Annotated in this window: 15 protein-coding genes; 10 read left to right on the top strand and 5 right to left on the bottom strand. The window is 43.1% G+C overall.

All coding sequences use genetic code 11. The features are described 5' to 3' along the window. Positions 1-189 precede the first annotated feature (189 nt). Both V7K45_RS02685 and V7K45_RS02680 read right to left on the bottom strand, forming a co-directional pair. Positions 190-4155, bottom strand: coding sequence for a DUF4912 domain-containing protein (locus V7K45_RS02685; RefSeq protein WP_335000118.1), 3966 nt, complete (start codon positions 4153-4155; stop codon positions 190-192). Between the two features lie 439 nt (positions 4156-4594). Beyond that, a complete protein-coding gene (locus V7K45_RS02680) occupies positions 4595-5701 on the bottom strand; it encodes a precorrin-8X methylmutase (RefSeq protein ID WP_335000116.1) in 1107 nt (368 codons plus the stop codon). Positions 5702-5854: 153 nt separating this feature from the next. Between V7K45_RS02680 and V7K45_RS02675 the strand changes: the two genes are divergently transcribed. From V7K45_RS02675 to V7K45_RS02655, 5 genes are all read left to right on the top strand, one after another. Further along, a complete protein-coding gene (locus V7K45_RS02675; RefSeq protein WP_335000114.1) occupies positions 5855-7762 on the top strand; it encodes a heavy metal translocating P-type ATPase in 1908 nt (635 codons plus the stop codon). Positions 7763-8151: 389 nt separating this feature from the next. Continuing rightward, a complete protein-coding gene (gene rsmI / locus V7K45_RS02670; RefSeq protein ID WP_335000112.1) occupies positions 8152-9012 on the top strand; it encodes a 16S rRNA (cytidine(1402)-2'-O)-methyltransferase in 861 nt (286 codons plus the stop codon). Positions 9013-9595: 583 nt separating this feature from the next. Beyond that, positions 9596-9874, top strand: a complete 279-nt coding sequence (locus V7K45_RS02665; protein WP_289796500.1) for a GlsB/YeaQ/YmgE family stress response membrane protein — start codon at positions 9596-9598, stop codon at positions 9872-9874. Positions 9875-9933: 59 nt separating this feature from the next. Next, a complete protein-coding gene (locus tag V7K45_RS02660; RefSeq protein WP_335000110.1) occupies positions 9934-10848 on the top strand; it encodes a hypothetical protein in 915 nt (304 codons plus the stop codon). A 711-nt stretch (positions 10849-11559) separates the two neighbouring features. Then, positions 11560-15180 (top strand): response regulator, encoded by a 3621-nt coding sequence (locus V7K45_RS02655; RefSeq protein ID WP_335000108.1) that lies wholly within the window; start codon positions 11560-11562, stop codon positions 15178-15180. Positions 15181-16034: 854 nt separating this feature from the next. Here the strand turns inward: V7K45_RS02655 and V7K45_RS02650 are convergent. Then, on the bottom strand, positions 16035-16163 hold the full coding sequence (locus V7K45_RS02650) for a hypothetical protein (protein ID WP_335000106.1): 129 nt from the start codon (positions 16161-16163) through the stop codon (positions 16035-16037). A gap of 1 nt (position 16164) precedes the next feature. On the opposite strand from V7K45_RS02650, the gene V7K45_RS02645 reads away from it, so the two are divergent. The 3 genes from V7K45_RS02645 (at position 16165) to V7K45_RS02635 (ending at position 20657) form a co-directional block, all read left to right on the top strand. Continuing rightward, positions 16165-17076 (top strand): formylglycine-generating enzyme family protein, encoded by a 912-nt coding sequence (locus V7K45_RS02645; protein ID WP_335000104.1) that lies wholly within the window; start codon positions 16165-16167, stop codon positions 17074-17076. Next, a complete protein-coding gene (locus tag V7K45_RS02640) occupies positions 17069-19450 on the top strand; it encodes an arylsulfatase (protein ID WP_335000102.1) in 2382 nt (793 codons plus the stop codon). Before V7K45_RS02645 ends, V7K45_RS02640 begins: the two co-directional genes overlap by 8 nt. A gap of 202 nt (positions 19451-19652) precedes the next feature. Beyond that, positions 19653-20657 carry a bile acid:sodium symporter family protein gene (locus tag V7K45_RS02635; protein ID WP_335000100.1) on the top strand — a complete coding sequence of 335 codons (1005 nt, stop codon included), beginning with the start codon at positions 19653-19655 and terminating at the stop codon, positions 20655-20657. A 121-nt stretch (positions 20658-20778) separates the two neighbouring features. Here V7K45_RS02635 and V7K45_RS02630 read toward each other — a convergent pair whose 3' ends face one another. Continuing rightward, positions 20779-23088: an FAD/NAD(P)-binding protein gene (locus V7K45_RS02630; RefSeq protein WP_335000098.1), complete on the bottom strand. Its 2310-nt coding sequence runs from the start codon at positions 23086-23088 to the stop codon at positions 20779-20781. Positions 23089-23284: 196 nt separating this feature from the next. On the opposite strand from V7K45_RS02630, the gene V7K45_RS02625 reads away from it, so the two are divergent. Beyond that, complete coding sequence (locus V7K45_RS02625) at positions 23285-23716, top strand: DUF433 domain-containing protein (RefSeq protein ID WP_335000096.1); 432 nt, start codon at positions 23285-23287, stop codon at positions 23714-23716. Next, a complete protein-coding gene (locus V7K45_RS02620; protein ID WP_335000094.1) occupies positions 23713-24060 on the top strand; it encodes a DUF5615 family PIN-like protein in 348 nt (115 codons plus the stop codon). Before V7K45_RS02625 ends, V7K45_RS02620 begins: the two co-directional genes overlap by 4 nt. 206 nt (positions 24061-24266) lie before the next feature. On the opposite strand, the gene V7K45_RS02615 is transcribed toward V7K45_RS02620, so the two are convergent. Further along, positions 24267-24875 (bottom strand): hypothetical protein, encoded by a 609-nt coding sequence (locus V7K45_RS02615; protein ID WP_335000092.1) that lies wholly within the window; start codon positions 24873-24875, stop codon positions 24267-24269. Between the last annotated feature and the right edge of the window lie 85 nt (positions 24876-24960).

The following is a 24960-nucleotide window of genomic DNA, read 5'->3' as shown; positions in this document are numbered from 1 at the left end:
ATAATAAAATCCCCCCTTCCTACACTTCCTAAAAGGGAGAATTGGTTTAGAGGGGATAACTCACAATACTTTTGGGATAAACCCAACAATCTCTCTTTTAGTCTGGGGAAAGGTTAAAGGGCAAGGGAAGTTCCATACCTTTGCCCTTTAACCCTTACCCTTTTCCCCACAATGCCAAGAAGTCTAATGTTAGCTTTCGGAAGTTTCCTGAGAGAACTTCTTATGAATAGTTTTTGTGGATTCCCCATCAGCAGCTACCGTGATCAGATAGTCCATTAAACCATCTGAAAAGGGAAGACGTAGGTGGAAAGTACCATCGGGTTTAACTTTGATGGCATGACCGCCAATGTTTACGTTGGTATTTGGTTGGGTTGCTCCATGAATAATTAACTCAGCATCAGCCACAAACCAGAAATCTCCGTGGGGACGACTGAATACCCGGACGTTAGCAGAACCAGCGATGAGTAACCAAAGATCGCCATCAGCAATATAGCCAATTTCAACCATGTAATCGCGATCGCTCACGGGAATCGCCACAAAGCGATCGCGTGCTACTTCTTCAGATTCATACTGCTGGACAAGCTGGGGACTTTGATAACTCAAGTCAATGCCGGTGACATCATAGAGCCGCACTACTAATTGAGAACCGCCCTGTTGTCGCAGTGCTTCCGCCTGAGCTTTGGAAATGTGCCAAGAGACATAAGCCCACTTGGGAGTTCGGGGTGTGAGGACAATACTGCTCTCTTCTGGGGTAGTTTCTGCTTCTACATTTGCCCAGCCAACAGCTGTTTCGCTGACTAATGGTACATTTTCAACGACGGGATCTTTTGTTGTCGGTTCTGTAGGCACTGGACTAAAGACACGAACGATCGCAGAACGGGCTATGAATAACCAGCGATCGCCATCAGCGACATAGCCAATTTCAGCTATGTAGTCGCGATCGCTGATGGGAATTTCTACAAAGCGATCGTGTGCTGTCTCTTCACATTCATACTGCTGGACAAACTGAGGATTTTGATAACTCAAATCTATTCCAGTCACATCATACAGCCGCACTACCAATTGAGAGCCGCCCTGTTGTCGTAGTGCTGCTTTCTGAGCTTCGGAAACCTCCCAAGAGACTTCAGCCCATTGGAAAGTGCGGGGTGTGAGGACAATACTGCTCTCTTGTTGGACATCTACCAAATCAACATCTGTTTTATCCGCGATTGCGACATCATCAACTACGGGAGCTGGATTCACAGGACTGAACACATGAACGATCGCAGAACGAGCGATGAATAACCAGCGATCGCCATCAGCGAGATAGCCAATTTCAGCCATGTAGTCGCGATCGCCTTGGGGAATGTCCACTAATCCATCGTTTTCCGTTTCCTCAGATTCATACAGCTTGACAAGCTGCGGAGGTTGATAACTCAAGTCAATGCCAGTCACATCATACAGCCGCACGATCAATTGAGAGCCGCCTTGTTGCCGCAGTGCTGCTTTCTTGGCTTCGGAAATCTCCCAAGAGACATGAGCCGATCCATCAGTATCGGGTGTGAGCACAATACTGCTTTCTTCATCTGCATCTACCAAACCATTAGCTGTTTCGCCTGCGATTGCCACATCATCAACTATCGGATCTGGATTCACAGGGCTGAAGATACGAACGATTGCAGAACGAGCGATGAATAACCAGTGTTCGCCATAAGCGAGATAGCCAATTTCAGCTATGTAATCGCGATCGTTAAGGGGAATTTCTACAAAGCGATCGTGTGCTGTCTCTGCACATTCATACTGCTGTACCAGCTGCGGACTTTGATAACTCAAATCAATGCCAGTCACATCATACAGCCGCACTACTAATTGAGTACCGCCTTGTTGCCAAAGTTGTGCTTTCTTGGCTGGGGGAATTTCCCAAGAGACATGAGCCGATGTATAAGTATGTGGTGTGAGCACAATACTGCTTTCTTCATCTGCATCAACCAAACCACTAGCTGTTTCGACTGCGAGCGGATCATTTTGAGCATCCGATCCGAAAGTGCTAGCCCAAGCGCCAACTCCTGCACCCGCTGCTAAAGCGGCGGCGGCGGCCAAATCTGTAGAGTTAGCTTCCCCAACAGTCGGCTCGGCGGGAAGTTCTGACTCTGGCAAAGTTAAAGTAGGTTCGGCTGCGTCCGCTACCACATTCAATGCATCTTTACTCAATACATCTTCTGGAAATTCCGGTAAATCGAGCAGTGAGGATGTATCTGTCTCTGATGCTTCTTCATCGGCTGTCGTTTCGTTAGACTCCGCTAAGGGTAATTCATCGACTGAGGCTGTATCTTCAGTTGAGGTGATACTCTCTAGCCAATTCAATTCTGCCTGAAGTTCCTCGTCTGCCTCATCTTCACTAATTGCTGTATCCCAATATCCAAAATCAGATGATGCTTGTGGCACATCTGGTAATTCTGGGAGTGGGGCTGTCACTTCAGATGAAGGCAGTTCCACATCAGACACTTCTTCTGGAATATTACCTGGGTAAGGATATGAAGTATTGACTACAGCCGCCGGAGCTTCTATATCCCATGCAACTTCATCAGCATCAGGAGTGTATGTCTCCGTATAATTATTTAGATCGGCTGTCTCATCAATTGCCTTTGGTTCTGTTTCTTTGTTGTTAAAGGTAGACCAAGTAGCCGCCCCAATGCCTGTTGCTATAGCCGCACCACCTAAAGCTGCGGCTCCCAAATTGTTATTTTCTGAGCCATTCGCTACGCCTGATGTCGCGCCTTCATAGAGGTTAGAAGTACCATTACTTGTCTCTTGTACTAAATTTCCTGTCCCCTGAGTAGCATTTTGGTTCAGATCGGATTGTGTTTGAGCGTAGATGTTGAAAGGAGTGCGATCGGGTTCTTGCTCTTGGAAATGCGGTACTGCCTGCTCCTCCAGCGTCGTTCCATTCAGGGAGGAAACTGTGCTGGCATCGAGCGCCGCCGTTCCTCCATTGGGTGGATGAGGATTTGATTCTGGTAAATTGTCTGTTTCTTCGGTAGGCAATGGGGGTTTTTTCAGAATCCACCATAGTACAGAGCCACCCACAGTTATAAAAAACACAGGTAGCAGCAACCACAATGGTGTTTCTTTATTTACAATTGGAGCGCTTTGTGTAGGTGCAGCCACAAAGGGTTGTTCGGCAAATGCAGAACTAGTGGCATTAGGGGAAGGTGTAGGCGCTGGTGTCGCTTGGACACCTGGAGAAGCTGCAACAGCAGGTTGTAAGACGCTAGCTGCGATCGCCTCAGCTTCAGCAGCTCTACCTTTTTCTATAGCTTGCTGTCCTGAGGGTGCTAGGGTAAAACCAAGAAAATCTACTGTGGTTAAACTCTGATCTTTTTTGTAAACGTAAACTAAAGGTTGCGAGAAGGGATATCTCGCATCAGCTGGCAAGGCTTGATGTAATTGCAGAACTCGCACACCTTTCAACTTCGACACCTGATTAGCTAACACATAGCTGATGCCGTCTTTGCCCAGTTGTTTGATGATTTCTGCGGTATTATCGTCACTTACTTGGGTAGCATTGGCCCCTGTAGCAAACTCAGCAGTTTTGAAGGCTGGATAAGTACGAAAAGTATTGCGAGTTTCACTCGTATTCGGGCGATCGATGAATCGAATCTTGGCTGAAGGCCCTCCCAGTTGTGACCAATTTGTAATTTGCCCCCGGAAAATTCGGGCAAATTGCCTACTAGTCAAGCTTCCTTTGAAGGGATTGTCTGCACCAACCACGATCGCAATCTTCTCACGCTGCAAACGAACTTGCTCTAGTCCTTGAGCTTTTTCTGCTGGCGTCAACCCTCGTCCCATTGCGACTATATCGATTTTGCCATCTAGCAAATCTTTCAGCGCTTTCTCAGTGCCGTTAGCAGCAACTTCAACCTTTTTACCGATAAACTGTTTTTCAAAACTTTCTTTCAGGCTTTGGTTGATTGCACTCAAGCTACTGGAACCGTCAATCCGCACTATCGGTTCATTCTGCACTGTTTGTGGCAGTGGTGAAGAGGTAGCTTCAGGTGTAGATTGTGCCAGCATCGGTGCTGATACCACCAGAGATGCTGCCATCGGGGTTGTAGCTAAGGCAACCCATAATACCAGTCTGACTATCGAAGTATCTTTTTTTTCTTGTTGCCACATAAGCCCCTTAATTAAAGTAAAAAATAGAAAGCCTGCCAGTCCTAAATCGCGATCTTTATAAAGATAATGGAGGAGACGGGCTAATTATACATCTGAGTTATCTTTAGTTCTAATTACTTCAAAGCACTTATGCTGATTTATACTTCGCTCTAGCTTGGATAGCATGATAATTTATACTCTAATTGCCAAAGTCTGTTTACTATAAATTCTTCTAAGTTATATTGCAACTTATACCAAGTTGGTAGTTTATGACTGCGATTATGAATTATTGAATTACTAAAACTGGTAAAGTGTAGCAAATTCAATATTATTTAACAATATTATTTTCAGTAATGCTGAGTGCTGAGTGCTGTTAGCGGATAGCTAAGGTTTAGCCCGTGCTGAGTGCTGAGTCAAAATCCCATGAAACTGTCTTAAGTGAATACTTATTGTTTGGCAATTATTTGAGATAACAATGACAATCTGGCTTATCAATCAGTGACTCAACCAAAGCATTTAAGGCAGTCGCAGCTAAAGCGCCACCTCCCAAAGTTCCTTCAACTGTAATAAAAGGTATCCCTTGTTGCATCAGTTGTCGCTTGGCTGCGGGAGCATGACTAAAGCCAATGGGCATTCCAATAACTAATGCAGGCTGAATTTTTTGGTTAGCAATGGCTTCACAAGCTTCCAGAAGTACTGAGGGAGCATAACCAACTACCAGTACACAACTATTACTTACTTGCTGTAATTTTTCTCGCCATTCTTGATGTTGCCAAAAGGCGAGTTCTGCTTCAGTGGCGGTGGTAATATGGGGGTTATCAATCAAAGTTTCGGTACGGCATCCCAAGTGAAGTAATCGGGTTTGATCCAAAGCAGCAGCAACCGTTTGAGTATCGACAACAATTTGACAACTTGAAGATAAAGCTTCTCGACTAGCTGCGATCGCATCTCGACTCAATTTCACAAAGGACACCAAACTGACATCGCCACAAGCCAAAACTAACTGAGAAATTAAATGCTGTTCAATTTCCGAACGGTGAGACAAATCGGGTAGTAAGCGTTGTAGCGATTCAGTAAAAGCTTCCGAGTGGGTATGAATTTCGGCATCCAAGCCACTCCAGAGATTTTCCAATCCTCCCAATCCGGCTTGGGTTTCAACATCAAGTAACTTCAGTTGCGCCAAAACTTCCGCCTGGATAATTTGACAATGGCGATCGCGCCCCAATAATCCTTCTAATGCTGATGCAGTTTGCCGCAGTTGAGAGATTTGTTGCATTACCGCGCGATATTGCTGCTGGAGTTGTCCCATGAGGTTAACAGTTGTGTCGGCTTCTGGTTCTACCTCCAAAATATTGCGGATGTGATTTAGCTGAAACCCTTGCTGTTTGAGTGCGACAATCCGTTGCAACCGAAGGACATCTTTTTTGGTGTAGAGACGGTAATTGCTGCGCGATCGCACTGGTTGCGGTAACAGTCCCAATTGATGGTAATGTCGCACCATCCGCGGAGTTAAACCTCCACCAACTGCATCAGTAAGTTCTTTAATAGTTAAGCAACCAGCATTCATGATTTACTCCAAAAAGAATACAGATAAAGATTTAACTTTGCGTACCTCCGCGCTTCCCTCAGCGCCCCTCTGCGTTTCAAAATCATTATAAGCCTTGACATTAACATCAATGTCAAGGTTTAGCGTGAGAGAGTCCCTGTTAATTCACCTCTCATGCTCTATCCCCAACGTTTGGGTCAATTTACCAGAGAACACGCAGATACCGTAGCCGCCCTTTTGTGTGGGTTACTATTATTTCTCGGATGGTTCGCGTTACATCTTGGCGCTTTGGGATTGGCGTTCCTGCTACTACCTGCTGCTTACGTGATTGGTGGTTACGAAAGTGCGCGAGAAGGATTAACTACCCTTTTCAAAGAAAAAGAACTCGATGTAGATTTGCTGATGATTGTGGCAGCGATTGGTGCTGCTAGCCTCGGCTTATGGCGAAGAGAATATCATCTAATTATTGATGGGGCAATTTTAATTCTGATCTTTGCCATCAGTGGCGCATTAGAAGGCTACGCAATGCAGCGAACTGAGCGGAGTATCCGCAGTTTGATGAGTTTGACACCAGATACAGCAAGAGTTTTGCTTCAGGGAAGAGAAGAGGAAATTCCTATCAGTCAGCTAAAAGTGGGTGATGAGATTGTCGTCAAACCTGGAGAGTTAATTCCTACTGATGGGATAATTTTATCTGGTTACAGCACCCTCAATCAAGCTGCAATTACAGGTGAGTCTTTACCTGTAGAAAAAACAGTGGGCGAAGAGGTATTTGCTGGTACGCTCAACGGCTATGGTGCATTGCAAATTAAGGTACACAAACCAGCCCAAAGTAGTTTGATTCAGCGTGTAATTCGTTTGGTAGAACAAGCGCAGACAGAAGCACCACCTTCCCAAGAGTTTATCGATCGCTTTGAGAAAGGATATGCCAAAGTCATTGTAGTAGCTGGGATATTACTGGCAACTTTACCCCCATTTCTTTGGGGTTGGGATTGGGAAACAACAATTTATCGCGCTCTTACTTTCCTTGTGGTGGCTTCCCCTTGTGCGCTAATGGCTGCAATTATGCCCACCCTGCTTTCAGGAATCGCCAATGGTGCAAGACAGGGGATTTTGTTTAAAAATGGGGCGCAGTTGGAGAAGATTGGCAAAGTCCGAGCGATCGCATTTGATAAAACTGGTACTCTAACAACAGGACAGTTGCAGGTATTCCAAGTAGTTTCAGCTAGTGAATACACACAATATGATGTATTAAAAACTGCTGCAAGTGTGGAATCCTATTCCGAACATTCCATCGGTAAGGCAATTGTACAAGCGGCTGGTGATTTAGATTGGGTTGCTGCAATCCAAGTACAAGCTATACCGGGACAAGGAATTGTCGGAATTACTCAAGAACAACAAGTGATTGTAGGTAATGCCGTTTTTGTGCAGCAATATGTCACAAATTTACCTGAAGAACTGGGAAAAATGGCTCAATCTTTGGAGCAAGAAGGTAAAACTGTGGTTTGGGTAGCACGGGGAACAGAGGTGATGGGTGTAATTGCGATCGCAGATGAGGTAAGAGTCGAAGCAGCCGCAACCATCAGCCGATTAAAGAAACTGGGAGTTGAACAAATTGTCATGTTAACCGGGGATAATGAAGAAACTGCTCGCAGTGTCGCCAAAGCAGTCGGAATCGATCGGGTATATGCCCAACTTCTACCAGAAGATAAGCTGAATGTTATTCGCCGTTTACAGCAACAATATCAAACTGTGGCAATGGTAGGCGATGGCATTAATGATGCACCAGCTTTAGCGCAAGCATCTGTAGGTATAGCAATGGGAGTATCTGGTAGCGATGTGGCATTGGAAACCGCAGATATTATACTGATGGCAGACAGGTTAGAAAAAATTGCTGTGGCGATGCATTTGGGCAGGCGATCGCAAGCCATAGTAAAACAAAATATAGTTGTAGCGTTGAGTTTCATTATGTTGCTTTTAGTCGGCAACTTTCTAGGAAATATTAACCTACCCATCGGCGTCATTGGCCATGAAGGTTCCACAGTATTAGTAACCCTCAGTGGACTAAGATTATTGAAATAAGATAGGACGCTAGATGAGCAACAAAACCCAGATGTAGAGACGCGATTTATCGCGTCTTAAAAGACCAGAAATACCTGAAATCACTGAAATTGATGAATTAGAAACTTTCGTCGGGTGAAAAAAAACAAAATTTGACGTATAAAGTGTTGCCAATACTCAATTCGTATTAGACGTAAATTATTATTTTTACTTCTTAACTTTTAACTCCTAATATCAAGTCCGGGTAATTAGTTATGATTTCCACAATCATTGCACCCCACCCCCAGCCCCTCCCCACAGGCGGGGAGGGGAGACGAAGCGTAGCTTTGGCGAGGTGGGGTTCTTGGGGTTTAGTAAGTAATCAAGCGGACATGATATAACTCCTAACTCTTAACTCCTAACTCTTGCTCATGCAAACCGATCCAAAACCAGGAACACTTTACGTTGTCGGCACACCAATTGGCAACCTGGAAGATATCACCTTTCGGGCGGTGCGAATTTTGCAAACTGTGGATATCATTGCTGCGGAAGACACGCGTCATACCGGGAAACTGCTACAACATTTTCAAGTTAAAACACCCCAGATGAGTTACCACGAACACAATCGTACCAGCCGTATTCCAGAATTATTAGAGCATTTAGTTAATAATAAAGCGATCGCTCTGGTGAGTGATGCAGGTATGCCAGGTATTTCCGATCCTGGATATGAACTGGTGAAAGCCTGCATTGAGGCGGGAATTCCTGTAGTTCCCATTCCTGGCGCTAGTGCAGCAATTACCGCTTTGAGTGCAGCCGGACTACCAACAGATCGATTTGTCTTTGAAGGCTTTCTCCCAGCGAAAACTCAACAGAGACAAGAACATTTAGAATCTCTGCAAACAGAATCTCGCACCTTGATTTTCTATGAATCGCCGCACCGTTTGCGAGATACTTTGCAAGACTTAGCTCTTGTTTGGGGAAACGATCGCCAAATTGTGCTAGGACGGGAGTTAACTAAATTGTATGAGGAATTTTGGCGGGGGACAATTGCCGAAGCGATCGCTTACTACACTCAACGAGAACCCCAAGGCGAATATACATTAGTAGTAGCGGGAATTCCAGCCAGTCAGCCCCAACTGACAGAAGAAGAGTTGAAAGCCGAATTGAAACAGTTAATTAGTCAAGGAATATCGCGATCGCAAGCTAGCCGTCAGTTAGCAAAATTTACTTCCCTTCCCCGTCGCCAACTATATCAACTAGCTCTTTCTATAGTCTCCAGTCCTGAGCCTTGAACGGCTGATATCACTTTTTTGAAAATGAAAAATCTAGATGTGAAATGTCTAGATTTCTTTATTTTTTCTTCCTTTTCTGTCTTTATCTACAAAATACTACAAATATCTTGCAAGAGTTACTTTTGCAATATGTGAGGGTGCATCTTAAAAGGGAAGGGAAAATTCCATACCGTTAACCTTTAACCCTTCCCCTTTTCCCCATTATGTTGCGGTGCATCTTAAAAGGGAAGGGAAAATTCCATACCGTTACCCTTTAACCCTTCCCCTTTTCCCCATAATGCCAAGAAGTCCTACGCTTACCCATACAGGGAAGCAAGCTACACGTCGTGTCTCATATAGAATGCGGTTAGCTTCCTTATCTACATCTTGTATGATGTCAAATAGGACTTTTATACAAATACTTGAATGTACAGAATGTGACTAATTTGTATATTCATCCTCAAAGATGACTTGGCGAATATTCAAATGGTATCTAAAGATTCCTGATATTAGTTCTTTAGATAGATCGAAAATTTTAGAGGCAAACTTTAATATGAAATAGTCAAATGCAAATAAAGCAGATTTTTAGTGAAGGAGAAATTCGATGACTAACATTATTGCTTGGTTGGTTTTGGGTTTAATCGCAGGTGCGTTAGCTAAGTTATTTTATCCTGGAACCCAAGGTGGCGGTATTATCTCTACCATTATATTAGGAATCCTTGGAGCCGTATTCGGTGGTTATCTGGGTCAAGTATTACTAGGAAGTAGTTCGGCAGCAGCTGCATCTGTAGGAGCTTTATCTCTGGGAAGTATTTTATTTGCTGTTATTGGTGCAATGATACTAATTTTCCTTTGGGGTTTACTGACTCGTCGCGCTGTGTAATTATCTCAAATTGAGGTAACAATCTTGGGAATCACTTGTAACTGCAATAAACCGAGAAAATGACATTAGAGAAAGAGCGAAGAACTATAGGAGTTTTCGCTGGGTATTCCGATGCACAATTAGTACTTCAGGAACTAAAAGCTGCTAATTTTCCAATGGACAAAGTTTCTGTTATTGCACGGAATACAGAAGAACAAAGTGATATTGCTGGTGTTCAAATCATTGAAAACACCGGCAATACATCCTTAGAAGATCCTGCTGGAGCCGTTGCTAGTAATTCTTTAGGAAATATTGTTGGTTTATCATCAGCCGATCTAGCCCTGTTGGTAATTCCTGGGATAGGCCCAGTCATCTTAGCCGGAGCGGAAGTAACAGCGATCGCTACCACTTTAGCAGGTGGTTTATCTAGTTTGTTTCTAAGTTTAGGAGTTTCTGAAAAGCAAGCACAAGATTATAGCGATCTTGTCTGTAAAGGTTACTATTTGGTGATAGTAACCGGTATAGACATAGAAATTCGTCTTGCCAAGAGGATTTTTAATCGCCGCGATATTCAACAGTGGGGAGTCTTTGAGCCATACTCGACTCCAAATAATCGCTACAAATATGCACTCGGTATTTTTTATCGATATCAAGACGCACAAGCAGCTGTTACTGAACTTAGAACCGCTGACTTTCCAATGAGTCAAATATCAATAGTTGTTAAAAATACAAGCAATCTGGGTGATATTTCTGGAGTGAATATCAGCAGTTCCAAAGATAAATATACTACTTTAGGAATTTCTGATGAGCTAGCTAGATATTATGAGCATCATCTGACTCTTGGCCATTACTTATTAGTACTAAAAGGCACTGATATCTATGTAGCAGGTGCAAGAGCTATTTTAGAGAGTAACAAGGTTCAACATTTTAGTATTTATAGTCAATCCGAGCTTGATGCAGCTAGAAGCGATCGCCAGGTGATTAACAACTTCTAGTTAAATGTCAAGTTAATATCAACACATTTTTTTGACACGCCATGATTGTGCATATTCCTAACAATATATAGTCCAAACAATACTTTTGTACTATAAATTATCTACTTCTATGGGTAGAGGTTGTCTTTTGAAACCTTGACTTTCCTGTGGAATGAATGCTGCTGGCGATCGCTAAGGTTACGATTGTGTAGATTGATGTACAATGGTATAGACGTTATATCACATTGCGAAATACACTATTATTTAGTGTCTAGATAAATTATGTTTTAATTAATTGAATTTCCCGGTTCGGCTGTTTAATTTTAAAATCCAGTCTTTTTGTTAATATCAAAGTTATTGAACATCACAATATAACGTTAAAATACCATTTTTTTTTAGCTAATGTTAACTTTAGAATCTAAGCAAAAGTTTTCCCTATCCACGGTCAATATTAAATTAAAAATATAATCAAGTAGTTGCTTATTTTGAAAGAAGTTCTGCGATTGAATGACTTTTTGTCTAAATCTTAGATAAAAATATTAGTATTTAGATATATACTTAATTTAAATATCGTTACATTTGTAAAAAGTTAGGATACAAATGATAATAGTTGGCGTGCAAAAAATTAGGTATATCCTAGATAAACTAAATATGCCCCATTGATTTTGCATAGCTAAAACATAATTAAAATAGTCTTAAAAAGAAAAATAATTTGAATACCTGCGTGGAGTAATGTTAAACCGTTTGAAGATTGGGCCTAAGATTGGAGTAAGTTTTGCCTTGAGTTTGGCAACTCTGACCACCATTGGTTTAATCTCCTACCAAAGCACTAATGAGCTAATTGAAACTTCGCGCAAAGAAAGCCATACTTACCAAGTGTTAAGTCAGCTTGAAGACCTCAACTTGCAACTGACAAATGCTGAGACAGGGCAACGCGGTTACATTATTACTGGAGAACAGCGCTATTTAGAACCTTATAACGCTGCCATTCAAGTACTGAATCAAAAAGTTAGGGAAATTCAAAGGTTAACGGCAGATAACCCCAACCAACAAAATCGGCTTGATATTTTGCAGCCATTACTAACCGAGAGAATGGCTGTAATGAAAGAAGTCATAGAGCTACGGCAAAGCCAGGGTTTAGAAGCTTCTCAGAAAGCAGTTCTGACAGACCAGGGTAAGCGGCTGATGGATAATATCCAGAAAATTATCCAGGCGATGAAAAATGAAGAGAATACACTGCTAAAACAGCGCTCAGAGAAAGCACAAGCAGCTGGTCGGCAAACGCTCGCCAGCATTGTCTATAGTATTCCCTTCTTTTCTTTGCTCTTAGCTTTGATTGGATTCACCCTGACCAGACATATTTCAGTACCCCTGAAGCAAGTTTCTGATTTAGCAGAAAAAATGGCGGATGGGGATTTATCGGTAAGTTTACCAGATAGCGATCGCCAAGATGAAATTGGCGTGTTGACGCGCACCTTTAACCAGATGATCGTTAATCTGCGAAACACAACTCAAAAAAATGAGGAGCAAAACTGGCTCAAATCTAACTTAGCTGAATTTACTCAGATGCTCCAAGGGCAGCGAAATCTGGAAAGCGTGTCTAATCTGATATTGTCGAATTTAGCACCACTAGTTGGGGCATCACAGGGCGTTTTTTATGTGATGGACTCCATAGACGACCAGCCTGTGCTGAAGTTGCTGAGTGGTTATGCTTATAAAGAGCGAAAAAACCTAGCAAATCAGTTTCGTTTGGGTGAGGGATTAGTGGGACAATGCGCCCTAGAAAAACAAAGAATCCTCCTCACAGAAGTTCCTAGTGACTATATCCGCATCGCTTCCGGCTTGGGAGAAGCACCACCACTAAATATTATTGTCTTGCCCATACTATTTGAAGGGCAGGTAAATGCTGTAATTGAACTTGCCTCTTTTGGGTCTTTTAACCAGTTACACCTAACATTTTTAGAGCAGTTGAGTGAAAATCTGGGTGTATTTTTAAATAACATCGCCTCACAATTGCAAACACAGCAACTACTTGAAGAGTCTGTTGCTTTAACAGAAGAACTGCAAACCCAGCAAGAAGAACTACAGCAAAGCAATCAACGCCTAGAAGAACAAGCGCACGAGTTAGAAGAATCACAATTTCTTGTCAAGCAATCTAACGAAGAATTGCAACAACTAAATAAGGAGCTAGAAGAAAAAGCAGAATTGTTAGAAGTTCAAAATCGGGAAGTGGCTCGCAAGAACCAGGAAGTCGAGCGAGCGCGGAAGTCTTTGGAAGAAAAAGCTGAACAACTGGCTTTGTCTTCCAAATATAAGTCAGAATTTCTGGCGAATATGTCCCACGAGTTGCGGACACCGTTAAATAGCCTATTAATTTTAGCAAGGCTGTTAGCAGATAACTCTCTTAACAACTTGACCGATAAACAAGTAGAGTACAGCCGGACTATTTACTCGGCAGGAACCGACTTACTGGAATTGATCAATGACATTCTCGATTTGGCAAAAATTGAGTCGGGTACTATGTCGCTCGATATTGAGCAAATTGCTCTTGCAGATTTGGAGACATCTCTAGAGCAGACTTTCCGGCAAGTTGCCCACAATAAAGAAATCAGTTTTACTATTGAACGGGACGAGAAGTTACCCCCAACAATTTATAACGACTCCAAACGTTTGCAACAAGTGCTGAAAAATCTCCTCGCTAACGCCTTTAAATTTACAGAACAGGGAGGCGTGAAGTTGCAAATATCCCAAGTTGATAATTTCACGATCGCTTTTGCCGTCAGCGACACGGGCATAGGCATTCCAGCCGAAAAGCAGAAGATTATTTTCGAGGCATTTCAGCAAGCAGATGGCACAACTAGCCGCAAGTATGGCGGGACTGGCTTGGGCTTGTCCATTAGCCGTGAATTAGCTCAACTGTTGGGAGGGAGAATTGAACTACTCAGCCAGCCAGGACAGGGAAGCACCTTCACCCTTTACTTGCCCAGACAACAGGAAAAGCATGGTCAAAACACCACACCAACCCTTGAGCCAACCACCCCGATTCGCCCAGCATCGACCAAAAAAGAACTGCCAATGGTGGAACACAGACCCAAAACTGTGGACATCTCTCCATCAGTGAAAGTGGTTCCCAGCTTACCCCACGATATTCCAGATGACCGGGAAATAATTCAACCAGGCGATCGCATTTTGCTAATTATCGAAGATGACGATAAATTCGCCCGCATCTTACTAGATATGGCACGTCAGCAGGGTTTTAAAACTATTGTTGCTTTACAAAGCAAACAAGGTCTAGCACTGGCGGAACAGTTTAAACCCAATGCGATTATGCTAGATATCCACATGCCAGAGATGGATGGTTGGACGGTGCTGGATCGTCTGAAGCATAAACCAGATACTAGACATATACCAGTACACATACTTTCTGTTGATGAAAGACAACAACGGGGATTACAGCTAGGAGCAATTACTTATTTACAAAAACCCGTGTCTCCAGAAGCGCTAACTCAGGTATTGACTGAGATTAAAGGCTTTATTGAGCGTCAGGTAAAAAATCTCCTAATTGTAGAAGATGACCCCGTACAAGCCCAAAGTATCATCGAACTGATTGGTAACGGCGATGTCCAGAGTACAGCAGTAGGTACAGGAGCAGAAGCTCTCTCAATTTTGCGATCGCATCACTTTGATTGTATGGTACTCGATCTTGGTTTGCCCGATATGAGCGGGTTTGCCCTAATTGAGCAGATAAAACTTGAACCCAAGCTTTTGAAACTGCCGATAATTGTTTACACCGGTAAAGAACTCAGCCGACAAGAAGAAACCCAGCTGCGGGGACTAGCAGAAACAATTATTATTAAAAATGTGCGATCGCCAGAGCGGTTGTTAGACGAAACTGCCCTATTTTTGCATCGAGTGCAAGCAAATTTGCCCACACCGAAGCGACAAATGTTAGAGCAACTACATCAAACTGACCCAGTGCTGGCTAATCGAAAAATTTTGATTGTAGATGATGACCTTAGAAATATTTTTGCCCTAACCAGCTTTTTAGAAAGCTATCAAATGCAAGTGTTGTTTGCCGAAAATGGCAGAGATGGCATAGAAAGACTGCAAGCTAATCCTGAGATTAATATAGTCTTGATGGATATCATGATGCCGGAAATGGATGGTTACGAAACCACCCGCGCCATCCGCCAACAACAACAGTTTCGCTCACTACCAATCATTGCTTTAACTGCCAAAGCCATGCCAGGTGACAAAGAAAAGTGCATCGAAGCTGGAGCCTCTGACTATATCACCAAACCTGTAGATACCGAGCAACTGCTTTCACTACTCCGGGTTTGGCTGTATCGGTAAGGAGTCTATCGTGTCCGGTTAAAAACTTATCATTAAGACGGCAGGGGAGCAGGGGAAAAGAGGGTTTCCTGGTTTTTGCACAGATGCTGGAATTATAACTAATTAGGCGCACATGATATCAATCTCAATTATCTTTGTCAAGGTACAGGAAAGCGCTTGATACATGATGCGTACAATCTGCATGGAGTCATAATTGTTACAAGGTAATGCTCCTAAGTGGAAGTCATATCATGTCCGCTTGATTACTTACTAAACCCCAAGAACCCCACCCCACCGAAGCTACGCTTCGTCTCCCCTTCCTTTGGCAAAGGGTGGGGTGCAATGACTGTGGGAATCATAACTAATTAACCGGACATGATATCAAACCAAGGAAGTAATCCAGTTTTACGAAAAAACTGGGTGAAGAAGGGTATCAAAACTAGTTTTGTGACTACACCAATATCTCACTGAGGTGTTGTTAAGCTTTTTCGTAGCTAAATATATATAGTGCTTGACTTATGTTTTCACAAGATGTAATTTATCAATATTAGATAAAACATCGGTAACTTAATCGGTTTTTAGTACTTTAATAAAAATGAATATCTTTATTGTAAATTAGCCTAAGTTTAGAGTTAACAGTTTCTGCATAGTATAAAACATAGAAAACTTCTTAAAATTTATTGATTAAAATATGGATTTTTCCACAATAAATAATGTAATACAAAAAATAGATTACCGATAAATACGACGAAAAGGGAATTTTTCATCTAAAACCAAAATGATATAAGTTTGAAGCAAAGTTGAATCTTATTGATGAACTACAGGCATTCAATTAGAAGTAGCAAAATTGAGAATATTAGGGATGGAAAAAAACATTACTTTCTCACACTAATATTCATTTCGGGAATAGCGATCGCACTCTTATTCATCAATACAACTGCATTGGCAGCCACAGTCAATCCCTGTCCCCAAGGGATGGCGATGATTTCAGGAGGAACGTTCAAAATGGGGTCTGATAATTCCAGTTTTGTGGAAGAGCGATCGCCTGGAGATGTAACGGTGACTAACTTCTGTATTGATAAATATGAGGTAACAAATGCACAATTTGATGAATTTGTCAAAGCCACAGGATATGTAACAGTTGCAGAGCGTCCCTTATCTCAAGAACAGTTTCCCGATTTACCCGATGAGCAGCGATTACCGGGTTCTTTAGTGTTTGAGATGGCAAAACCAGGTGTCAAGCAAGTTTCCTTGCTGAGTTGGTGGCATTGGACTACTGGCGCGAATTGGCAACATCCCTTTGGCCCAGACAGTGCTATCGCTAGCAAATCCAACTATCCAGTTGTTCACATAGCTTACGAAGATGCTCTAGCCTACGCCAAATGGTCAGGAAAATCCCTACCCACCGAAGCCCAATGGGAATATGCCGCCCGTGGTGGCTTAGATGGTGCAACATACACTTGGGGCAATGAATATTCTGAACATAGAGCCAACACTTGGCAAGGAATTTTTCCCTTTTTCAACACCAAAGCCGATGGTTACTTGGGCATTGCTCCTGTCGGTTCTTTTACACCCAATGGTTATGGACTCTATGACATGACCGGCAATGTGTGGGAATGGACTAGTGATTTCTTTCAAGTTGGACGCGATGCCTACGGCGGGCTACGCTTACGCAAATCCGATCGAATTAATCCTATTGCTTTAAATCAAAGCTTTGATCCCAAAAAGCCAGATGAATCAAACTTACACGTAATCAAAGGGGGATCGTATCTCTGCGCTCCCAATTACTGTAGCCGCTTCCGTCCGGCAGCGCGAGAGTCAGAATCACCCGATACGGGAACTACTCATATCGGGTTTCGGCTAGTTAAAAATTTGGCTTCCAGCACACTACCTATAAATCCAAAATTGTATGACTGATCCTCACAAGAGCGATTCTTTGTATGCATCTCTGAAGTTAAGTTCTCAAGCGATCGCCTTTTTGACAGCCCTAACGCTAATATTTTCTAGTCTCTTACCTCTACCTGCTTGGGCGGACTACGGCGAAAAATTGCCATTACCCCAACCATCTTTTCAAGGCAAAATTGGCCTGACTTACAAAGAATCCGAACCAGACTTCCCCAAACCAATTAAGGCTCCAGAAAATGCACCAAACATTTTGCTGGTGTTGCTTGATGATGTCGGTTTTGGACAAACCAGCACTTTTGGCGGTCTAATCGATACGCCTAATTTAGACCGTCTAGCAGCAAGGGGATTGCGTTATAACCAATTCCACACTACAGCACTCTGCTCTCCTACCAGAGCCGCATTGCTCACGGGACGCAATCACCATTCTGTGAATACAGGTGTAGTTGAGGAGTTAGCTACAGGCTATCCAGGTTATACAGCGATTTTACCTAGAAGTGCGGCAACGATCGCTGAAGTATTGCGAAACTATGGATATAACACTGCGGCCTTTGGCAAATGGCACAATACCCCAGACTATGAAACCAGTGCAGCAGGCCCATTCGATCGCTGGCCGACAGGTTTAGGTTTTGAGTACTTCTATGGATTTCTGGGCGGTGATACCAATCAATGGAGTCCGGCATTGGTAGAGAATACCCAACATATTCAGAAACCAAATCGCCCTGATTATCACCTCACCCCCGATCTAGCAGATCATGCAATTAAGTGGATTCGTACCCAACAAGCGATCGCTCCTGATAAACCCTTCTTTACTTACTTTGCCACTGGCGCAACCCATGCCCCACACCATGCGCCCAAGGAATGGATCGACAAGTACAAGGGTAAATTCGATCGAGGTTGGGATAAATTACGCGAAGACATCTTTGCTCGTCAGCTAGCCTTGGGTGTAATTCCCGCCGATACTAAGCTGACTCCTCGCCCGGCGGAACTCCCGGCTTGGGATTCTCTCACTCCCACCGAGCAGAAAGTTTATGCGCGTCAAGCAGAAGTATTTGCAGGTTTCCTCAGCCATACCGATGCACAAATTGGTAGAGTTATTGATGCCATAGACCAACTGGGTGAATTGGATAACACCTTAGTCTTTTTCATCGCCGGTGATAATGGTGCGAGTGCTGAAGGCGGCTTAACAGGTAGTGTTAATGAATTAAAAGTCTTTAATGGCGTAGCAGAAAGTCCTCAAGAAGTTCTCGCGGCTTTTGATGATTTAGGTGGGCCAAAAACCTTCAATCATTTTCATGCAGCTTGGGCTTGGGCAGTAGATAGCCCCTTCCAATGGACAAAACAAATTGCTTCTCATTTCGGCGGAACCCGCAATGGTTTAGTTGTGGCTTGGGGCGATCGCATCAAAAATCGTGGTGGACTGCGAAGCCAATTCCATCATGTAATTGATATTGCGCCGACAATTCTGGAAGCTGTGGGAATTGAAGAACCAGAGGTAGTCAACGGTGTAAAACAGCAACCCATCGAAGGTACTAGCCTTGTTTATAGCTTTGATAATCCTGCTGTACCATCCCATCACAAAACCCAGTATTTTGAGATGCTTGGCAATCGTGGCATTTACGATCAAGGTTGGGTAGCAGCCGCCCGTCATGGACGCTTACCTTGGGAGCGTGTCTCCAAAACCTCCTTCGATGAAGATAATTGGGAACTATACGATATTACCAAAGACTTTAGTGAAGCCAACGATTTAGCCAAGCAGAACCCTGACAAGTTAGCGCAACTACAAAATCTATTTCTCAAGGAAGCAAAGAAATATAAAGTTCTACCTTTGGACGATCGCTTACTTCAACGATTTGATGTCAAAATCCGTTCCAACCTAATCACAGGACGCAATAGCTTTACTTATTACACATCTGTTGCAGGGATTCCCGAAGGTAGCGCTCCCAATATTAAGAATCGCTCCTTTAGCATCACTGCCGATATAGATGCTGCTTCATCTGGTACTGAAGGCGTTTTAGTAACTCAAGGCGGACGTTTTGCGGGTTGGAGTTTCTTTTTGCAAGAAGGTAAACCTACCTTTGCTTACAACTTGTTAAATAGCGATCGCACAATCATTCAATCTTCTCAACCAATTGCGATCGGTAAATCCCAAATTAAATTTGACTTTACTTATGATGGTGGCGCTCCGGGAGCAGGCGGTACTGGTAAGCTCTCAATCGACGATCGACAGGTTGCCGAAGGCCGCATTGATAAAACCATAGGCTACCGATTTGGTTTAGATGAAACCTTTGATGTTGGTCAAGATACTGGGACACCTGCCGTAGATACTTATCAAACACCCTTTGCATTCACTGGCAACTTACAGCAAGTCACCCTGGAATTGAAGTAATAGGGACTGAGGATTGGGGAAAGGGGAAGGGTTAAAGGGGAATTTATTCCTCATTCCCCCCTGCTCCTCTGCTCCTCTGTCCCTTGGTCACTGAGCGTAGCCGTTGGCGCAGCCTCTCGTAGAGAAGTGCTGCTCCCCTGCTCCTTGGTCACTGAGCGTAGCCGAAGTGCTGCCCCTCCGCAACTCTGCGTGAAAAAAAATCATGAACGAAATCTTGTCACTAATCGACAAACTCGCACTTTTCACATTTATCGTGTTCACCATGCTGGGTGCAGGGTTAAGTCTCACCGTACAACAGATTTGGGAACCACTCCGCAACCTCCGCTTAGTCATCTCATCGCTGCTGACAAATTTTGTGCTAGTGCCACTTTTTGTATATTTGTTACTACAAGTAGTACATTTAAGTGAACCACTAAGAGATGGCTTACTGATCATGGCAGTAGCATCAGGGCCTCCAGCATTACCTAAACTTGCCCACATAGTCAAAGGTAATATAGCTTTCTCGGTGGGATTAATGATGTTGCTAATGCTGGGCACAATTTTTTATATGCCGATTGTATTGCCCTTAGTGGTGGAAGGTGTGCAAATTAACTCTTGGGACATTGCCAAACCCTTATTGTTAATGATGGTTAGCCCATTGATCGTTGGGTTATTCATCAAAGCAAAATTGAGTGCGATCGCTCCCATTATCCAGCCGATTTTGTTCAAATTATCTAATGCTGGATTGCTTTTAGGTCTGATTGTCAGGCTGATAGTTCACACTGGCGATATCATTGGCTTATTACAAACAGGTGCAATTTTAGTTTGTGCCGTTTTCATAGTCTTCTCCTTTAGCATCGGTTATCTTTTGGGCGGCCCTGGTATCGATACCCAACGAGTGCTAGGAGTCGGAACAGCTCAACGTAATTTTGCCGCAGCATTATTAGTAGCTACAAGTAATTTTGAAGATCCCAGCGTCGTGAGCATCATCATGGTGACAAGTATTTTAATGATGATCGTAGTTCTGATCGCTGGGCCAAAGTTCATAGAATTAGACCAAGGAATAGGTGTAGAGATAAAACAGGTAGAATTGGCTCAAAGCATTGCCCGTGAATTGGCTCCTCAGAATATCCATGTGGCGCATTTTGTGATTGATGGAGGAATTCGTTCTGCTACCCGGATAGAACCAGACGCTCGGCCAGATAGTTTACTCGATCCAGATGCGTAGGCGTAGCCCGTCGTAGACATCGCTCAAACTTACCTGAACATTCTTCGCTAACCTCGCAATCCTTGGACATGGGAAGTTGAATTGCGTCCTTGGGTAGAAAAATTTTGATTTTCATCCTCCTCTAGATATACATAGCAAAGTAATCATTGTAAATTTCTGTATTAGTCATGACTGTAAGTTCTATTTGTTTCTGTTCTTCATCTGTTGCCGAACTCGTAGCCGGGTCTAAGCTTTCTTGAGGAATAAAATCACCACAGTATTCATTCGCAGGTACAGATGCATTCATCTTTTGGGGATAACTTAAATTGAGATTATTCATGATGGTAATGAATTGACTGCGGCTGCGATACTCGTTCCGAGTCGCTCCGCGAACGCTAAATCTGGGATTAAGCCGCTTTTCTTCGCCAATAGTGGAAACAGTACGCCCTTTATAGTCATGGGCAGGATATACCAAAGTATCATCTGGCAAAGTGAATAAGCGTTGTGTCACCACATCGTATAAAGTTCCAGGATCGCCTCCCTGAAAATCTGTGCGTCCACAACCACGAATAAATAAGGCATCACCAGTTAACAGATGGGTTTTGTTCGCCAAATATGCTATGTGACTAGCGCTATGTCCTGGCGTGAAAATTGTTTCGATGATTACCGATCCCACCTCTAGAATTTCGCCACCGACAAGGGAGCGATCGGCTTTTGTCACAGCCGTATTCTGGGGAACAATTACCTCACAACCTGTTTTTTGCCTGAGTTTGCCTGCCCCTGTAATGTGATCGGCATGAAGGTGAGTTTCTAGACAGTAGCGTAGCTTTAATCCCAGTTCATCCAATGATTCCAAATCGCGGTCAACTTGCTCTAATACAGGATCGACTAAAACAGCATCTCCTGTCTGCCGATCGCCAATTAAGTAAGTATAACTACTAGTTGCAGGGTCAAAAAATTGCCGGAATAGGAAAGTTGACTGCGGTATCTCTGCACTGCGCTCGCTTAACAAAGGCATCGTCGGAATACTTCGCACACGCACTGGTAGTGACTGCAACAACGCCTTTGATAATTCCTGCGCCTGTCCCCGTAATTCTGGTACAGCGATAGTTTCCCACAAGTCACCCTTGCGGGGAGTTCCCAAGGTATAAAACAGCGTCGAAACGTTACCGTCTGCTGCATATAAAGCACCGTGGGTATCTGTGTCTAATCCTAAACCGATGGCATTGGGGCGAATTAATTTCTGCGATCGCAAATCAGTAATCAAAGGATGAGGCGATCGGCGATAATCTGCTGCCACTCCTGTACAATTCACCACCCGGCGAACGTGCAAGATATTATTAGTTTGGGTTTTGCGCTGGCAGACGGTAACAGCTACACCGTCCGGCAAAGCTTGATATTCCCGAATCCGCCCGGCAGCAATGGTGAGTTGACCAGAATCCAGCATTTCAGTGACAACATCCGCCACTTTTGGGGCAATGCGGTGACGATGCACATCCCAATAGGGTGTCAGATGACGCAAAAAACGTTGCTGTTCCTCCGTCGGTAGTTTTTGCCAGATTTTCTGAATCATGGGACGCAGAGAATCAATTACTGCTCGCCAGTCGTAACCTTGGGTAGCCGCAATTTCCACCTCAGCACGCAGCCGACGTAACCAGTCGCGCACACTTTTTGGTGAATTTTCTAGCGTCAAAAAGCAGGGATAAGGTTGAGCCGCTTGATGTTTGAGAGGAAATAATCCTCGTCGGGACACAGCATAAATTTTACCCCGATGCTGGCGATCGCTCAGAGATAAAACCATATCCACCATCGTCAGTCCCGTACCAATTAGCAACACAGGCGCATCAGCATCAAGGTCTGCTAGAGCATCGGCTGACCAAGCATTCCGCAGATAATCATCATTACTATTTGGGTTTTGAATGGCGGGGGGTGCAGAAGGTGAGTTCCCCAATGCCAACACAACTCTGTCTGCGGCAAAACAGCGACCACTACGCAGAGAAATCATTGCGCCTTTTTCTTCAGGCTGTATCCCTACCACTTCATCGGTCAAGCGTTCTAGTCGCACATCACTGGGTGCTGTGGCTTCTGCTTCTGCTAAAACCGATTGAATGTATAAACCATAGACCTTACGAGGTATGAAGGTACTGGCATTGACTTCTTCTGAAAAAAATACTGTTAACTCATCGCGGTTGTACTGAAGCCAACGTAACAAATGCCCTGGATCGTGGGCAAATGCACTCATGTTGCCTGCCGATACATTCAGCAAATGACAGTTGGTATCTGTGCTGTAGGCGATTCCCTTGCCAATTTGATCGCTGCGCTCAATCAGCTTAATGGTGAGAGGTTGACTGGCAGTTTTCAATAGGTGGGTAGCAACTAGAGAACCACTAAAACCTCCGCCAACAATAGCGATCGTGGTTGGAGTATGGGCAGTTAAAAAGCTAGGGTTCATGACGGTCTTAACTAGAATCAATAGTTACGCTGATTTCATCAAGTCTCTTTGACTGGAACTAAATATCTTTCCAACTTAAGATAAAGAAATTAATATTTGATTTATTATAAATTCTTATAATACCCTGATTTCGGGCATAAAATACATTTATTTGGTAAATTAACCGTAGTTTTAAATTACACAGCAATCATCTTTTGTGCTAAAAAATTGCGATGAAAGGATTAAAGGCACTCTTCTCAATCATCGCCTTGCGACTTTCCTGCAAACTTCAACAAATCCACAGCTTTACTTCTCAACAGAATCGGTACAATTAATGTCTGGGAAAATTCTTAAGATATTTACAGCTATGGTTCAAGCAACAGAACATCTTTATATCGTCAAAGATGAGCATATTCTAGGTGGTGAGCCAATTATCAAGGGAACTCGTACATCTGTTAGGGCGATCGTTGAAACTTGGCGTATGGGTGTATCTCCTGAAGAAATTCCCCAAGGTTTACCTCATTTAACCTTGGCACAAGTCTTTGATGCATTGAGTTATTACAGCGATCATCAAGATGAAATTAATGCTTACATTGAACGTAACCGAATCCCTGATGAATTGATTGATCCCTTGGTGCGAGATTTATGAGTAACTTGTTCATTCGCTTGTACTTAGATGAGGATGTCAACGTTTTGGTAGCGGATTTGCTAAAAGCTAGAGGCTTTGATGCTTTAACCGTAAGAGATGCAGGACAACTCCATAGAAGCGATGAGGAACAAATGGCTTATGCTGCCACCCAAGGAAGAACACTAGTTACACACAACCGTACCGATTTTGAAGAACTCATACGAGCTTATTTTGATAGCGAACAAATGCACTATGGAGTGATTTATGCTGTTCGTCGTCCACCTCAAGAATTAGCAAAACGATTACTAGCGATTTTAAATCAAGTGACAGCAGATGAGATGGAAAATCAAGTTCGGTACATTTGAATTACTCAATTTTGACGGTATACAGCGCTTCCGGCTATTATGCAATATACTTTTCTCTTAGCCCCTTTCCTATCATCGCTTTCAGCTTTTACGATGTACCTCATAGCTGCCGTAAGTGCTGTAAGAGTTGCCAAAATACAAGAGCGATATCTTGGCTTTTAAAACAGTGGCTACGACTCTTGCACTATTTTATATTTGCCACGCCACTACAACCCGAAGGTTTTTTCAAAAAAATCATCAAAATTAAGCTTGGTTTTAATCTCAAACGCTCCAACTTTTAGAGAAATAATGTCATCTAATAGCATGATGGTTCGTAATAAACATCTGCGGGTTTCTACTCTATAAACCTCCGAATGAACTCCTTTATTAGCTAGATCAGATAACTTCTCCATCTGCTCACTAAGAGTCTTTGTGCTAACCCAAATAAGATCAATACTAGTATCACTTTTCCTTGTTTCATCAACAAAGGCTAGGAGCCGATTTCGATATTGCTTCGTTCCCAGTTTACGTCCTTCAGCCTCTCCTTCTATAGGAGGAAATAATTCATCTGAAACATGCTCTACTATTCGTCTACAAGAGGCAGTAACTTGAGCAAATTCTTCATTAGTTTCTGCTTCACTAAAAGTTTTTAAAGCAGCCCATAACTTGTCCCCTAAGTCCGGGATAGCATCACCTATTCTATGGGCTACACCGTCAGCAATAAAAGCCAGTAAATTGCCGCATTGCTTCTTCCATTCCGCAACTCTTCTCGCATGTTCAAAATCATGATACTCGTCAAAAATTGTATATCTGCCATTCAAATTTTCAAAAGACATCTCCAAAATAGTATTATTCTGTGATAAAAGAAGATTAAAGAGTTATTTTTACACAGAAGCATGAGCAATATACTGAATTACATTG

Origin of the sequence: Nostoc sp. (assembly GCF_036917375.1) — a bacterium.
Classification (GTDB): Bacteria; Cyanobacteriota; Cyanobacteriia; order Cyanobacteriales; family Nostocaceae; genus Nostoc.
This window is presented reverse-complemented; position numbering and strand designations above follow the sequence as displayed.